At 58.7% G+C, this 13,661-nt stretch carries 11 protein-coding genes; 4 read left to right on the forward strand and 7 right to left on the reverse strand.

Annotated features, from left to right (window positions below; translation table 11 throughout):
* Window positions 1-11: 11 nt before the first annotated feature.
* The 7 genes from ACR0KW_RS19835 to ACR0KW_RS19865 all read right to left on the reverse strand — a co-directional run bounded on the left by ACR0KW_RS19835 (window position 12) and on the right by ACR0KW_RS19865 (window position 9,474).
* On the reverse strand, window positions 12-1,088 hold the full coding sequence (locus ACR0KW_RS19835; RefSeq protein WP_480806532.1) for a DUF2793 domain-containing protein: 1,077 nt from the start codon (window positions 1,086-1,088) through the stop codon (window positions 12-14).
* Window positions 1,089-1,273: 185 nt separating this feature from the next.
* Entirely contained in the window at window positions 1,274-2,167 is an 894-nt protein-coding gene (gene galU / locus ACR0KW_RS19840) for a UTP--glucose-1-phosphate uridylyltransferase GalU (RefSeq protein WP_480806533.1), read from the reverse strand.
* A 304-nt stretch (window positions 2,168-2,471) separates the two neighbouring features.
* Window positions 2,472-4,277, reverse strand: a complete 1,806-nt coding sequence (locus tag ACR0KW_RS19845; RefSeq protein WP_480806534.1) for an ABC transporter ATP-binding protein — start codon at window positions 4,275-4,277, stop codon at window positions 2,472-2,474.
* 1 nt (window position 4,278) lies between these two features.
* A complete protein-coding gene (locus tag ACR0KW_RS19850; RefSeq protein ID WP_480806535.1) occupies window positions 4,279-5,208 on the reverse strand; it encodes an ABC transporter permease subunit in 930 nt (309 codons plus the stop codon).
* A 10-nt stretch (window positions 5,209-5,218) separates the two neighbouring features.
* Window positions 5,219-6,142: an oligopeptide ABC transporter permease OppB gene (gene oppB, locus ACR0KW_RS19855; protein WP_170326672.1), complete on the reverse strand. Its 924-nt coding sequence runs from the start codon at window positions 6,140-6,142 to the stop codon at window positions 5,219-5,221.
* Window positions 6,143-6,208: 66 nt separating this feature from the next.
* On the reverse strand, window positions 6,209-7,837 hold the full coding sequence (locus ACR0KW_RS19860) for a peptide ABC transporter substrate-binding protein (protein WP_480806536.1): 1,629 nt from the start codon (window positions 7,835-7,837) through the stop codon (window positions 6,209-6,211).
* Between the two features lie 401 nt (window positions 7,838-8,238).
* A complete protein-coding gene (locus tag ACR0KW_RS19865; protein WP_480806537.1) occupies window positions 8,239-9,474 on the reverse strand; it encodes a lytic murein transglycosylase in 1,236 nt (411 codons plus the stop codon).
* A 186-nt stretch (window positions 9,475-9,660) separates the two neighbouring features.
* On the opposite strand from ACR0KW_RS19865, the gene ACR0KW_RS19870 reads away from it, so the two are divergent.
* The 4 genes from ACR0KW_RS19870 to ACR0KW_RS19885 are packed head-to-tail and all read left to right on the forward strand — an operon-like array spanning window position 9,661 to window position 13,652.
* The gene (locus ACR0KW_RS19870) at window positions 9,661-10,623 is read left to right on the forward strand and encodes a cytochrome ubiquinol oxidase subunit II (protein ID WP_480806538.1); all 963 of its coding nucleotides are present in this window, start codon (window positions 9,661-9,663) and stop codon (window positions 10,621-10,623) included.
* On the forward strand, window positions 10,620-12,704 hold the full coding sequence (locus tag ACR0KW_RS19875) for a cbb3-type cytochrome c oxidase subunit I (protein ID WP_480806539.1): 2,085 nt from the start codon (window positions 10,620-10,622) through the stop codon (window positions 12,702-12,704). Before ACR0KW_RS19870 ends, ACR0KW_RS19875 begins: the two co-directional genes overlap by 4 nt.
* Window positions 12,701-13,333, forward strand: coding sequence for a cytochrome c oxidase subunit 3 (locus tag ACR0KW_RS19880; protein WP_480806540.1), 633 nt, complete (start codon window positions 12,701-12,703; stop codon window positions 13,331-13,333). Before ACR0KW_RS19875 ends, ACR0KW_RS19880 begins: the two co-directional genes overlap by 4 nt.
* On the forward strand, window positions 13,326-13,652 hold the full coding sequence (locus tag ACR0KW_RS19885; protein WP_170330281.1) for a cytochrome o ubiquinol oxidase subunit IV: 327 nt from the start codon (window positions 13,326-13,328) through the stop codon (window positions 13,650-13,652). The genes ACR0KW_RS19880 and ACR0KW_RS19885 overlap by 8 nt, the downstream gene beginning before the upstream one ends.
* Window positions 13,653-13,661: the final 9 nt, after the last annotated feature.

Genomic DNA, 13,661 nt, shown 5'->3' on the forward strand with positions numbered 1-13,661 from the left:
GCAATTCGAGATCAGAACCAGCGGCCAATTGCAGTGGCCGTTGGTGCCAGCGCCGTCCCATCATTCGCGGTGGACAGAACCTTGAACTGTACCTGAGTGTCAGTCGGTGCATCGAGCCCCATGAAACGGGTGGTAGCGCCTCCGCTACCGGACACCGCAACGGTTGAGCCCACTGCAAAAGCCACCGGGAAATCCCAAACCACCGCATTGCTTGCAAACAAAGCGCCTTCTGCATTCGTACAGTCCATGGCCGTCAGCGAGACGGCGCAGATCTGAGTACCATCTGCAAAGCGCACATAATCGCCATTTGCGTTTGAACCGCGTTCGATGACGCCCCCGGTCGGACTGCCACCGCTCTGCGCCACGACACCCAGCAGGTTGCCCGGGCCATAGCCGTAGTCCGCCCGCATCAGCCGACCAGCGGTGGTGTCATCCGCGCTGGTCTGAACAGCCGCGCCGCTGGCGGCTCCGGTCGCTGGATCGAAACTCAGCGCGTCGGTCCAGTTGCTGCCATCGGGCGAGACTTTGATTGCAAAGCCGGTGGTGCCGGACAGGCCCATCTCGGCATGGCCGGTCCAGTTGGATTGAAACAACAGGGATGCGGTGTCACCTGCATTGGCCTTGTTGATCTTCAACTGATGCCCGCCGCCATCATGACTAAAAAGCGTTGCCGGAGATCGCACCGAAAGACGGTTTGTGCTGTCAAAACCGGTGGCAATCCCCACACCGTCCAAGTTTTGCGTCGCGACCGGAGGATTGACCCAGGCGCTGCCATCCCAGATTTTCATTTGCCCAACGCTCTCGTCCCACGCGCGCCAGCCTGTGCCGGGCGTGATAAAATGCCAGGCGTTGTCCAGCCACGCTGCCAGCTTCCCGGCTTGCCCGGTCCAATCCCCCGTGGGGGCTGGGCCCAACGCGTGGACCTCTCCCTGGTCCGGAACGGCGGGCGGGGTCGAGGCGTTTGTCGTGGCCACACTCAGCTGCGTGATCAGGTCCAGCTGCCGCAGCGCTTCGTTATGGGTGACGTGTTTCTGCGCCTGCGACGGCTGTAGAAATGGCAGGTTCAAGCGAGGTGAGTTCTGTGACACGGGCGTCCTCCTGAGGCTGTCGGTCCGACAATTGCATTGCGCGCCACATTGCCGTGTGGTGCATGAATCCTGTCTGACCGGGCCGGACGCCCGAGAAACCACTTGCTAACTTTTGCAGGCGCACAAAAAGGCCGGGGCGCTGAACACCCCGGCCGGAATTCTTGAACCTGTTTAAAGGCGGTTCGTTACTGCGCGGCCTGACCTATGGCGACGATGTCGTGCAGATACTGGCTCAGGTCTTCACGCAGGTCATCGCGGGCCAGTGCAAAGGCGACCGTGGCCTGCAGGAAGCCGGACTTGGAACCGCAATCAAAACGCTGACCATCGAACTTGTAGCCAAAGACCGGCACACCGTTCCCGATATCCTCTGCAATCGCATCGGTCAGTTGGATTTCACCGCCGCTGCCCTTCTTCATCTGGTTCAGGTTGTACAGAACTGACGGGCCCAGAATGTAGCGCCCGATAACAGCCAGATTCGACGGTGCCTCTTCGGGTTTCGGTTTTTCGACCATACCGCGCGCCCGGACGACCGAACCGATATTCTCGCCTACATCCAAAACGCCGTAAGCGCTGGTTTTGTCAGCCGGAACTTCCATGGCCGCAACCATGTTGCCGCCGGTTTCCTCATAGGCTTCGACCATCTGCTTCAGGCAGGGTTTGTCGCCAGCGATCACGTCATCGGGCAGCATCACGGCAAAGGGTTCATCGCCGATCAGGCGGCGGGCGCACCAGACCGCGTGACCCAGACCCAGCGCCTTGTGCTGACGGATATACGCGATCGCGCCGCTTTCCATATTGGTTGCGTTCAGCGTTTCCAGCAGCTGGTCCTTGCCCTTGGTTTTCAATTCCTGCTCGAGAACCAGATTGTGGTCAAAATAGTCCTCCAGAGCAGATTTGCCGCGTGACGTTACAAAGATGAATTCGGTGATACCGGCGGCGCGCGCCTCGTCGATGGCATATTGTACCAGCGGGCGATCAACCAAAGTCATGATCTCTTTCGGAACCGACTTTGTCGCCGGCAGGAACCGTGTGCCAAGCCCTGCGACGGGGAAGATCGCCTTTGTGACCTTACGTGCCATTTGACCTCTCAAGTTACTAAAACAATGTCTGATAGTGTGTTTACTGCGCAGACCTCTTAGGACCTGCGGCCTGAACATTCAACGTCAACGGGTAAACAGGCCGCGATTTCCCAAGATGGTGCCACCCGGGGGGGTAAAAGTCAAAACGATCTGGCCCCACATGCTGAACATCGCGATTTTCTGCACCCTTTGCAGCGAAATGAGGCATCCGACTGGTGACGGCCGGAGCAGCCATGAAATGGTCGGCTGGACGTGACAAAACCATTGCCCCGAAGCCGGTTAAAAGGCTTCGGGGCAGAGGGGGTCAGCCCGGGTTCATGATCGCATCCAGCGGGTCATGTTCGGCCACGAAATGATCGGGTCTCACTTCGGTAAGCTGCGGAACATAGTTGTTTTCCCCCGCGGCCAACCGGCTGGGCAGGAACCGAAGCGCAGCTTTCGGGTCCATGGGCGAGGGTAGCTCACCCGGCAGTTTCAACCGCTGGCGGGTCCGTTCGACATCCGGGTCCGGGATTGGAACCGCCGATATCAGGGACTTCGTGTAGGGGTGGATCGGATCGGAACAGATCACCTCTCCGTCGCCCAGTTCGACGATCCGGCCCAGATACAAAACCATGATCCGGTTCGACACTGCGCGCACCACCGACAGGTCGTGGCTGATGAAGATCATCGACAGCCCGAACTCTTGCTGCAACTCGCGCAACAATTCGACGATCTGCGCCTGAATGGACACATCAAGGGCCGAGACCGCCTCATCGCAGATGATCAACTTGGGTTTGTTGATCATCGCGCGTGCGATGCCGACGCGCTGGTTCTGGCCACCAGACAGCTCGTGCGGATAGCGGTTGATCATGTTGGCCTTCAGGCCGACCCGCTCCATCATTTGCGCGACCATATCCTTGCGTTCGCGATCGGTCAGATCAGGGCGATAGGTCTTCAACGGCTCGGCAATCGAGGCCGAGATCGTCATGCGCGGATCAAGGCTGGCCAGCGGATCCTGGAATACGATCTGCAGGTCCTTGCGGTATTTGTTCAGCTCGGCCCGTTTCAGCCCGACGATAGGGTGGCCTAGCCAGCTGACATTGCCCGCGCTGGGTTCGATCAGCTGAAGAACCGCCCGCGCCAAAGTGGACTTGCCACAACCGGACTCACCCACTACGCCCAGCGTTTCGCCCTTGCGGATGTCAAAGCTGACACCATCCACGGCTTTCAGAGGCACCTTGCGTCCGAACACCCCGCCTTTGACGTGGATCGGGAAGTGAACCTTGACGTCATCGACCTTGAGCAGCGGGTCATCGACCTTTTCCAGCGCTTTCGGCGCATCCCCGGCATCGATCCGCGGCATCGCTTCCAGCAGGGTACGGGTGTAGTCATGCTGCGGTGCGCGGAAGATTTCGCGCGTGTCCCCGGCCTCGACAAACTGACCCAGGCGCATGACCTGAATGCGATCGCACATCCGGGCAACAACGCCCATATCATGCGTGATCAGGGCAATCGCGGTGCCTTCGTCCTTTTGCAGGCGTACCATCAGATCCAGAATGTCGGCCTGAACGGTCACGTCCAGCGCGGTCGTGGGCTCATCCGCAATCAGCAGCTTGGGGTTGCACAGCATCGACATGGCGATCATCACGCGCTGACGCATTCCGCCCGACAACTCGTGCGGGTATTGATCCAGCCGCCGCTTTGCCTCGGGGATGCGAACACGATCCAGCCATTCTAGGCAACGCGCCCGTGCGGCGGACCCTTGCAACCCTTCGTGCACTTGCAGGACTTCGCGCATCTGCTGACCGATCCGCAGATGCGGGGTCAGCGCGGTCAGCGGGTCCTGGAAGATCATGCCGACGTCGTCGCCGCGAATCTTGTTCAGCTTATTGATAGGCAGGTTCAGGATTTCCTCGCCATTCAGAGTGGCGGATCCCAAGGCCCGACCGGCGGGTGGCAACAATCCCATCGCGGCCATGAAGGTCTGGCTTTTGCCCGACCCGCTCTCGCCGACGATGCCAAGGCATTCGCCCGGATTGATGTCGAAACTGATGCCTTTGACGGCCTCGACCACGCCATCGGGGGTATCGAACTGGACGCTCAGGTCTTTAACAGAAAACAGGCTCATATCAGCGATCCTTCGGGTCCAGAGCGTCACGCAGACCATCCCCGATGAAGAACATCGTGATGATGATGGCGACGTAGAATGCCAGGGGGAACATCAGTTGCCACAGGGTGCCATAACCCATGGTGCCGGCGCCTTCGGCGATCAGACGGCCCAACGATGTGTAGGGCTCTGAAATACCAAGGCCGAGGAATGAGATGAAGCTTTCCGTCAGGATCATCTCGGGCACCAGAAGCGAGGCATACACGATCACCACGCCCAACAGGTTGGGCAGGATGTGGCGGTACATGATGGTAAATTCGCTGACACCGGCGGCGCGTGCGGCTTCGATGAATTCGCGGTTCTTCAGGGTCAGGGTCTGCCCCCGGACGATCCGCGCCATGGTCAGCCACCCGACCGCGCCCAGAGCGATGAACAGCATGAAGAACGAGCGCCCCGCGACCACCAGCAAAAGGATGATGATCAGTGTGGCCGGGATGGCCAGCAGGATATCGACAAAGCGCATCATCACGCTGTCGGTACGGCCGCCGATATATCCTGCCGCGATCCCGTAGAAGGTACCCACGATCAGCGCGGTCGCCGCCCCGATCAACCCCACCAGCAACGAGGTGGTCGTCGCCTGAATGACACGGCTGTAAAGGTCGCGCCCCAGATCATCGACACCGAAGAAGTGCCCGGTCTCGACGGACGGCATCCCCATGCCGCTCACGTCACCCATGACGTTCCAGTCGATTTCCTCGTTGGTCCAAACGGCGAAATACGGGCCGATGATCGTGAACAGAACGATCAGCACCAGAATGAACACGCTGGCCATCGCGGCCTTGTTGCGGACAAAGCGCATCCGCGCGTCCTGCCAAAGCGAGCGCCCCTGAATGACCGTGTAGTCGGTGACATCTTCGGCCAGTTGGGCGGCTTTTTGTGATTTTCCAAGCATTGCCAGCCCCTCAGTAACGGATTTTCGGATCGAACCAGGCATAGGCCAGGTCGGTCAGCAGGTTCACGATGACGGTCAGCGTACCATAAAGGATCGTGACCCCCAGCAGCACCGCGTAATCTCGAGATAGGGCCGAGCTCACATACGACTGACCCAATCCACCTGTCGAGAAATACAGGTCAACAAAGACCGATCCTGTCAGCACGTAGACAAAGACCGGACCCAGATAAGACACGACCGGCAGGAGGGTGGGTTTCAGCGCATGGCGCCAGATCACGGTTCTGGTCGGCAGACCCTTGGCGCGGGCGGTGCGGATGAAGTTCGAGTTCAGAACCTCAAGCATCGAAGACCGTGTGATCCGGGCGATCGACCCCATGTACGAGGTCGCCAGTGCGATCACCGGCATGATCAGATATTGCCACTGTCCGCCGTGCCAGCCGCCACCCGGCAGCCATCCCAGCCACAGGGTAAATGTCAGGATCAAGATCGGGCCCATGATGAAGTTCGGCAGCGCCTGCGCAGCGATGCCCAGACCCACAGCGAAATAGTCGATCCAGCTATTGTGCTTGATTGCAGCGGCAATCCCCAGACTCACACCGATGACGGTGGCCACAAGGAAGGACAACGAGCCATAGGTCAGCGAGATCGGGAAACCCTGCGAAATGATGTCATTCACGTCCCGGTCCTTGAATTTGAAGGACGGGCCGAAATCGAAATGCACCACGATGTTATAGAGGTAGTCCCACAGCTGTTTCCACAGCGGCTGGTCCAACCCGTAACGCGCCTCGATATTGGCCAGAACCGCCGGCGGCAAAGGCCGCTCTGACGTGAAAGGCCCGCCGGGCGCAAAGTGCATCAGAAAGAAACAGGCGACGATCAGCAACAGGATCGTCGGAACGGCGATCAACAACCGCCGGATGATATAGGCAAGCATTTCATGCCCCCGTTATTGGCTTTGCCCCGAAAGCGTTATTCGGGGCAAAGCGTGTTTTCAGGATGATTATTCGGCGCGCTTGTAGAGGTTCCGGGAATACCAGTTCTGCTCTACGTTATTGATCGGCCAGTTTCCGACATCGCTGTCGATCATGTAGACGCCAGCATAGTGGTAGATCGGGATAACCGGGGTCTCTTGCGCGATGATCCGTTCCACCTCGGTGTACAGCGGAGCCGGGTCGTCCGAGGTCTTCGCTTCGGCCAGCAACTCGTCGACACGTGCATTGTTGTACTTGCCGTCGTTGTAGCCGGATTGCGATTGCAGCAGGTCAAGGAAGGTCGAGGCTTCGTTGTAGTCGCCACACCATGCGCCGCGGGCCAGATCGAAGTTCTGGTTACCGCGCTCTTCCAGGAACACTTTCCATTCCATGTTCGCCAGGTTGGCGTTTACGCCCAGCTTCTGTTTCCACATCTGGCTGAGGGCAACGGCCACTTTCTTGTGCGCTTCCGAGGTGTTGTACACCATTTCAAAGCTCAGCGGATTGTCGGGGCCATAGCCTGCTTCTGCCAGCAGTTCCTTGGCCAGCTCATCGCGTTCCGGCTGAGACATAGAGGCCATCTCAACTTCGGGTACGTTGAACCCTGCAGTGGCTTCAGGCGCGAAAGTGTAGGCCTGTGGTTGGCCGCCCGCCATCACGTTTTCGGTGATGATTTTACGATCCACGGCCAGGGACAACGCCTGACGTACGTTGGGATCTTTGAACGCCTCGGGGCCGGTGTCGGACAGGTTGAACGTGTAATAGTAGTTGCAAAGACGCGGGAAGCTGACGGCCTCTTCCGGGTGCTCTTTCTTCAGGCGCGGGAACTGACCTGCCGGTACATCGGTGCGGTCCAGCTCACCAGCCAGATAACGGGTCAGGGCGACGTTCTCGTCATTGATGACCAGCGCAACGACCTTGTCGAGGATCGTGTTTTCATTGTCCCAGTACATCTCGTTGCGCTCACGGGTCGAACGTTCCTGCGGAAGGTGTTCCGTCAGCACGTACGCACCGTTCGAGACGATGTTTCCGGGTTTGGTCCATTCGCTGCCAAGCTCTTCAATGACTTTCTGCGGGGCAGGGAAAGTGGTGGTATGAGTGGTCATCTGCGCAAAATAGGGCAGCGGTGCGCTCAGCTTGACCTCAAGCGTGTGGTCGTCGATCGCGGTGACGCCCAGGTCATCGACGGGTTTTTCACCTGCGATGATCTCAGACGCATTCTCGATCGACATCAGCTCCATGAACCAGGCATAGGGCGAGGACAGGGCAGGATCGACGGCCCGTTTCCACGCGTAGACAAAGTCATTTGCGGTCACCGGGTCGCCGTTCGACCACTTGGCGTTATCCCGAAGGGTAAAGGTATAAACGTCTTTGGTGTCGTTTGTGGTATAGCCGGTGGCAACACCGGGAACCAGATTACCGTCTTCGTCCTGGTTCATCAGGCCTTCGAACAGGTCCCGGACGATATCCGAGCCGTCGACGTCTTCAACGACCTGAGGGTCAAAGGACGTGGTTTCGTCCAGAAGGCGATAGATGAAGGTCTGATCGTCCGCCAGCGCCTCGCCGGTTTCAGGATGGGTCCCTGCGGCAAAGGCCGCGCCGGTAATCATGGTCGAGGTCAACAGCCCGGCCAGAGATGTACGAATATACTTGTTCATTTTTCTACTCCCATTTTTTAGAGGCAAGGCGCGCGCATCCATTCAGGATGGCTGCTGGCCACCTTGTTTGTCCGACTCTGGTCGAGACCGGGACCCGTTCGAATTTTGCTTTTTCAGATCGCAATGAACACCGCGTCGCAGTCTTTCGGTTTGCAGTCGGGAACGTGGTTGCGAAAGTCGCCTTTCACTGGCGCCGAAGGTGGCACTATTTCAAAAAAGGATAAAGCCTTTGCCTGAAAAATAGGCAACTATAGGTGGATTGTGAATGAAACCCGGGGTGGTTCCGAAATATAATGAGGAAACTTCAGCGGTTCTTAACACTTTCGTGAAGGTCTCGATTTGTGCTTTGCCCAAAGGACGGGGTTTTGCCGACGAAGTGACGTAAGGGACCGTGCGAATCGCTATTGGTTCAGGGTGGATTTCATGCTGGCTTCGGGGAAACAGGTCGGGGTGCGGCCCGTGGCCTGTTGCCAGCGCCCGATCGAGCGGCGGGTCTTGAATCCGGGCAACCCGTCCGCGCCGCCGACATCATGCCCCTGGCGCTCCAAAGCTCTCTGCATGGCGGCCACATCAGACCGGTAGAGATTGCCGACCTTGCCCCAGCGGGCACTGAAATCTCCGACGCCATATTGAATGCGGTCTCCGACATGGCCGACGAACAGGGCGTAGAGATCGCTTTTGTTGTAGTCCTTCAGAACGTAGAAATTCGGCGTGACGATGAAGGCGGGGCCATTGCGCCCTGCGGGCATCATCAGAAAGCCTTCGCCCGGCAGTTCATGTTTCGGAAACGGTTTGCCTGACACACGGGTTACGCCCATCGCAGCCCAGTCCCGAATGGGCTTGCCCTGGTCCGGTCCTTCCAAGGCACAGGAAACCGAGGGCGGGACGGTCACTTCAAAACCCCAGTCGCACCCGGCGATCCAACCATGTTGCGACAGAAAATTCCCAATCGATGCGATTGTATCCTCGGGCGAGGCCCAGATATCAGACCGCCCGTCACCGTTGCCATCCGCCGCATAAGTCAGAAAGTTCGAGGGCATGAATTGCGGTTGGCCCAACGCACCGGCCCAACTGCTTTTCAACGTGCCGGACGGGGCGTGCCCGGCCTCGGCGATTTGCAAAGCGGCGATCAGTTCCTCGGTGAAATAGTCCGAGCGGGTGCTCATGAAGCCTTTGGTCCCCAGCACCTGAAACGCGTTGTGGCGGATGGGGACTTGCCCATATCCGCTTTCGCGGCCCCAGATTGCGAGAATGATGCGGCCGGGCACGCCGGTTTCGGCCTCGATCCGCGCCAGTGTTGTCGCATGGCGGCGCGCCATCTGCCGCCCTGTGGCTGTCGCCCCCTGCACAGAGCCTGCGTTGAAATAGCGCCCGGGCGATCCGAACTCAGCCTGTTTTTGCTGTTTGGGTGTTTCTGCCCTTTGCCCCGGCGGTACAAGATCCGGTAGTTTCCAATTGAGCGTTACCCCGTCAAAGGCCCGCTTCATGGTCTTGCGTGAGACGCCTTTGGCCCTGGCACGTGGCCAGACCGTTTCGTTCAACCAAACCTGAAATTGCCGCTCAACTGCAGCGCGATCCTGCGCATAGGCGCTTGTCGAAAGGCACCACAGGCTGAGGGCAAGAACAATCCAACGCATCACTGGAATGTGTCGCGTGCCTGTAAGGTCAAGTCAACCGTAGCATTGGTGGCGTTTTGTACACTCCTATAGCTTTGGTTGTTCAGGTGACGCTGGGGACAATCGATGGTTTTGGAAAAAACCTTGAGAAATTTCGTGACTCTGCCGATAGTTGGCCGAAACGAAGGCAGAAGAGGACGATCAGGCGTGACCTTACTCAGACCTTCAGCTGCGGCATGGGCAGTGCTGGTATCGGCCGCAAGCGTGGCTGTATCAGCGCAGATGGCGTGGGCCGCCGACAGTTTCATGGACCCTCAGGGTCCAATAGCGGCTGTCCAGAAAACCCATCTGTTGCGGGCAACCGTTCTGATCATGATTGCCGTGCTTCCGGTGCTTGTTCTGGTGCCTTTGATTGCCCTGCGGTATCGGCGACGCAAAGGCGGTACGGCGGCCTATCGGCCAAAATGGGATTTCTCCGCCAAGCTGGAATTCGTCATGTGGGGCGTGCCGGTGGTGATTGTGGCGCTGCTGTCCTTTTATTTGTGGAAAGCGACGCATCGGCTAGACCCTTATTCGGCCGCTTTCGGAGAGACCCCGGCGCTGAACGTTCAGGTCGTTGGCCTCGATTGGAAATGGCTGTTCATTTACCCCGACCTCGGTATCGCCACCGTCGGCGAACTGGGAATTCCGGTCAAACAACAGGTTGCGATGACGCTGACCACGGACACGGTCATGCAGTCCTTCATGATCCCAGCTTTGGCGGGGCAGATTTACGCCATGCCCGGGATGACGACAAAACTGCATCTGGTGGCGGACACGCCTGAGACGATGCAAGGCGAAAACACGCAGTATAATGGCCGTGGGTTCACCAAACAGAAGTTCCTGACCCAGGCCATGCAGCCCGAAGACTTCAATGCATGGGTTGAAAGTGTCCGCGCCAACGGCATCCCGTTGACCGAGGACACATACAGAACACTGGCCAAGCGCACGGACCGGGATGAGGTACAGGCGGAATTGGGAACCCCTCTCATGCCGCTCAACGCTTTGTATTTCACGCTGGAGGACGGTGATCTGCTCCAGTCCATTCTGCATCGTTATCACGGCGGTCAACCTCTGCCCGTGGATCAACAGCCGGGAACGGTAGAGTTTGGACAGGAGGCCACGCAATGACCGATACCGGGTTCTTTGGCCGCCTGAACTGGGACGCGTTTCCGATTGCCGGCCTGATCCAGACGCCTAACACGAATGAGATCGTGGCGAATGCGGCCGCTGGCATTGTTGTCGTCGGCGTGATCGCCGTAGTCGGGTTGCTGTCATGGTTCCGCCTGTGGGGGCCGCTATGGCGTGACTGGCTGACCAGCGCCGACCACAAGAAGATCGGCATCATGTATATCGTTTTTGCCATCGTCATGCTGGCGCGGGGCGTATTGGAGGGTGTGGTCATGCGCGCCCAACAGGCGGCAGGGCCGGGCGATGGTTTCCTAGAGGCCGAACATTTCGCCGAGCTGTTCAGCACCCATGGCACCATCATGGTGTTCTTTGTGGCCGTGCCCTTTGTCTTTGGCGTCGCGAACTATCTGGTGCCGCTGATGATCGGCGCGCGGGATGTGGCCTTTCCGGTGATGAACCAGATCAGCCTCGGGCTCACCGTCTCGGCGGGCATGATGCTGATGGTGTCGCTGGTGGTGGGCAATTTCTCGACCGGCGGCTGGACGGCCTATCCACCCTATACGGGCGCTGCGTTCAATCCCGGGGTGGGGCCGGATTACTGGATCTGGGCCATTGTCGTCTCGGGCATCGGCACGACGCTGACGGGGATCAACTTTGCCGTCACGATCTACAAGCTGCGGGCGCCCGGGATGAAGTTCATGCGGCTGCCGATGTATTGCTGGACGATCATCAGCAGCTCGATCCTGATCATCTTCGCCATGCCGCCGCTTGGCGTTGCCGCGCTGATGCTGGCGGCGGACCGGTATCTGGACTTTCACTTTTTCACCAACGACCTGGGCGGCAACATGATGAACTATGCCAACCTGTTCTGGCTGTTCGGCCACCCCGAGGTCTACCTGCTGGTTCTGCCCGCCTATGGCATCTATTCCGAGGTTTTCGCCACCTTCTCGGCCAAGCGGTTGTACGGGTATAACTCGCTGGTCATAGCCACCATGTGTATCGCGGTACTCTCCTTCACCGTCTGGCTGCACCATTTCTTCACCATGGGCCAAAGCGCGCTGATCAATGCGGTGTTTGGCATTGCGACGATGCTGATCGCCGTCCCAACCGGGGTGAAGGTCTATGATTGGATGGCCACCCTATACCGCGGGCGCATCCGGTTTTCCGTTCCGATGCTGTATGGCCTGGCCTTCCTGATGCTGTTTGTCATCGGTGGGTTGTCGGGCGTGATCCTTGCTAACCCCACTGTCGATTATCAGGTCCACAACACCCTGTTCCTGGTGGCGCATTTCCACAACGCGCTGTTGCCGGGGGTGCTGTTTGGCTTGCTGGCGGCCTATAACTACTGGTTCCCCAAGGCCTTCGGGTTCCGCCTGAACGAGTTCTGGGGCCGGGTATCGGTCGTGTGCTGGACGGTCGGGTTCCTGCTGACTTTCATGCCGCTCTATTTCGTAGGTCTGATGGGGATGCCGCGCCGGTCCTTCAGCTATAGCGACGCCTCATTCCACCCCTACATGCTCGTCGCGATTATCGGTGCTTTGATCATCACCTGCGGGCTGCTGTCCATCCTCGTCCAGCTGTGGGTCAGCATCCGGGACCGTGAGAATACCCGCGCCCCTGTTGGCGACCCATGGGATGGTCGCACGCTGGAATGGTCGATCCCGTCGCCGCCGCCGCCCTATAACTTCGCCATCATCCCGCAGGTCACTGACCGGGATAACTTCGCCGTGGCCAAGGAGCGGGGCGAGGCCTACCCCAGCCCCGACGCTTATGAGGACATCTCGATGCCGCGCAATACCGCGATCGGGTTTACACTCTGTGTGCTCAGCGGTGTCTGGATGTTTGCACTGGTCTGGTGGATCTGGTGGCTGGCGGCCTTGATGACGGTTCTGATGCTTGCGTCCTTCATAGCCTGGACTTTCAAAACCGACTTTGAAGAGCTCATTCCGGCCGAAGAGGTGCGCAAACAACACGAAGCCTGGCTTGATCTGGTGCGCACCTCCAAACCTGTAGATCGCGACCATGAAACGGCCCCAGAGAACCGCGGCCTTGCCCGCCCCGATCTGGAGGCCGCGACATGAAGCGTGCACCCACCCACAGCTATCCCGGCCTGAACCTTGGGCGGCGCCATGAAAGCGCCCACCGGGCCACCGAAGTTGTCACCTTCGGTTTCTGGGTCTTTCTGATGAGCGACCTAGTCTATTTCGGCCTGATGTTTGCCATCTATATCACCATGATCGACGCACAAGCGGGGGGGCCGGGTCCGCATGAGCTGTTCGATCTGTACAGCATCTTTGCCCAAACGCTGATCCTGCTGACCAGCAGTCTGACGGTGGGTCTGGCGATGCTGGCGCTGAAATACAACCTGCCCCGATGGCGGATCGTATTCTGGTTCTGCGTGACACTGGTGTTGGGCCTCAGCTTTCTGGTGCTGGAAATCCGGGACTTCATCGCAATGGCTGAAAAGGGCGGTATCCCCCAACGCAGCGGTTTCCTGTCCGCCTTCTACGGGTTGGTGCCGCTGCACGGGCTACACGTGGCGGCTGGCTGTGTGTGGCTGATCGTGCTGGGCATCCAGCTGCGGGTGTTTGGCCTTACCGACTTGCTGATGTCGCGCGTGGTGCGGTTGGCGCTGTTTTGGCATTTCCTCGACCTGATCTGGATCGGCATCATCACCATCGTTTATTTCGGAGGGCTGACCTATGGATAAGCGCAGCGAGATGCACCGGCGCGAACGTCGGCGGTACGTCATCGGCTATGGCGGCTCGCTTTTACTGACGGCGGCGGTGTTCCTCATCGCCTATAAATACGGAATAAAGACCACGGGCGTTTACCTCTCGATTGCATTGTTGGGCTTGGCGCAACTGATCGTGCAACTGGTCTATTTCCTGCATATCGACCGTCGCCGCAGCAGCCGCGAAGACCTTGACTTGGTCCTGTTTTCAACGCTGGTCCTGCTGATCATCATCCTCGGAACCGTTTGGATCATGGGCAATCTGGCGGTGCGGATGCACACCTATCCGATGTAACGACCTGCA

It is taken from the genome of Ruegeria sp. CG11, assembly GCF_056537245.1.

What these genes read in the sequence shown, in the direction of transcription:
- galU (WP_480806533.1), bottom strand. Translation starts at nt 2,167, where the DNA reads ATGGCACGTAAGGTCACAAAGGCGATCTTCCCCGTCGCAGGGCTTGGC.
- ACR0KW_RS19845 (WP_480806534.1), bottom strand. Translation starts at nt 4,277, where the DNA reads ATGAGCCTGTTTTCTGTTAAAGACCTGAGCGTCCAGTTCGATACCCCC.
- ACR0KW_RS19850 (WP_480806535.1), bottom strand. Translation starts at nt 5,208, where the DNA reads ATGCTTGGAAAATCACAAAAAGCCGCCCAACTGGCCGAAGATGTCACC.
- oppB (WP_170326672.1), bottom strand. Translation starts at nt 6,142, where the DNA reads ATGCTTGCCTATATCATCCGGCGGTTGTTGATCGCCGTTCCGACGATC.
- ACR0KW_RS19860 (WP_480806536.1), bottom strand. Translation starts at nt 7,837, where the DNA reads ATGAACAAGTATATTCGTACATCTCTGGCCGGGCTGTTGACCTCGACC.
- ACR0KW_RS19865 (WP_480806537.1), bottom strand. Translation starts at nt 9,474, where the DNA reads ATGCGTTGGATTGTTCTTGCCCTCAGCCTGTGGTGCCTTTCGACAAGC.
- ACR0KW_RS19875 (WP_480806539.1), top strand. Translation starts at nt 10,620, where the DNA reads ATGACCGATACCGGGTTCTTTGGCCGCCTGAACTGGGACGCGTTTCCG.
- ACR0KW_RS19880 (WP_480806540.1), top strand. Translation starts at nt 12,701, where the DNA reads ATGAAGCGTGCACCCACCCACAGCTATCCCGGCCTGAACCTTGGGCGG.
- ACR0KW_RS19885 (WP_170330281.1), top strand. Translation starts at nt 13,326, where the DNA reads ATGGATAAGCGCAGCGAGATGCACCGGCGCGAACGTCGGCGGTACGTC.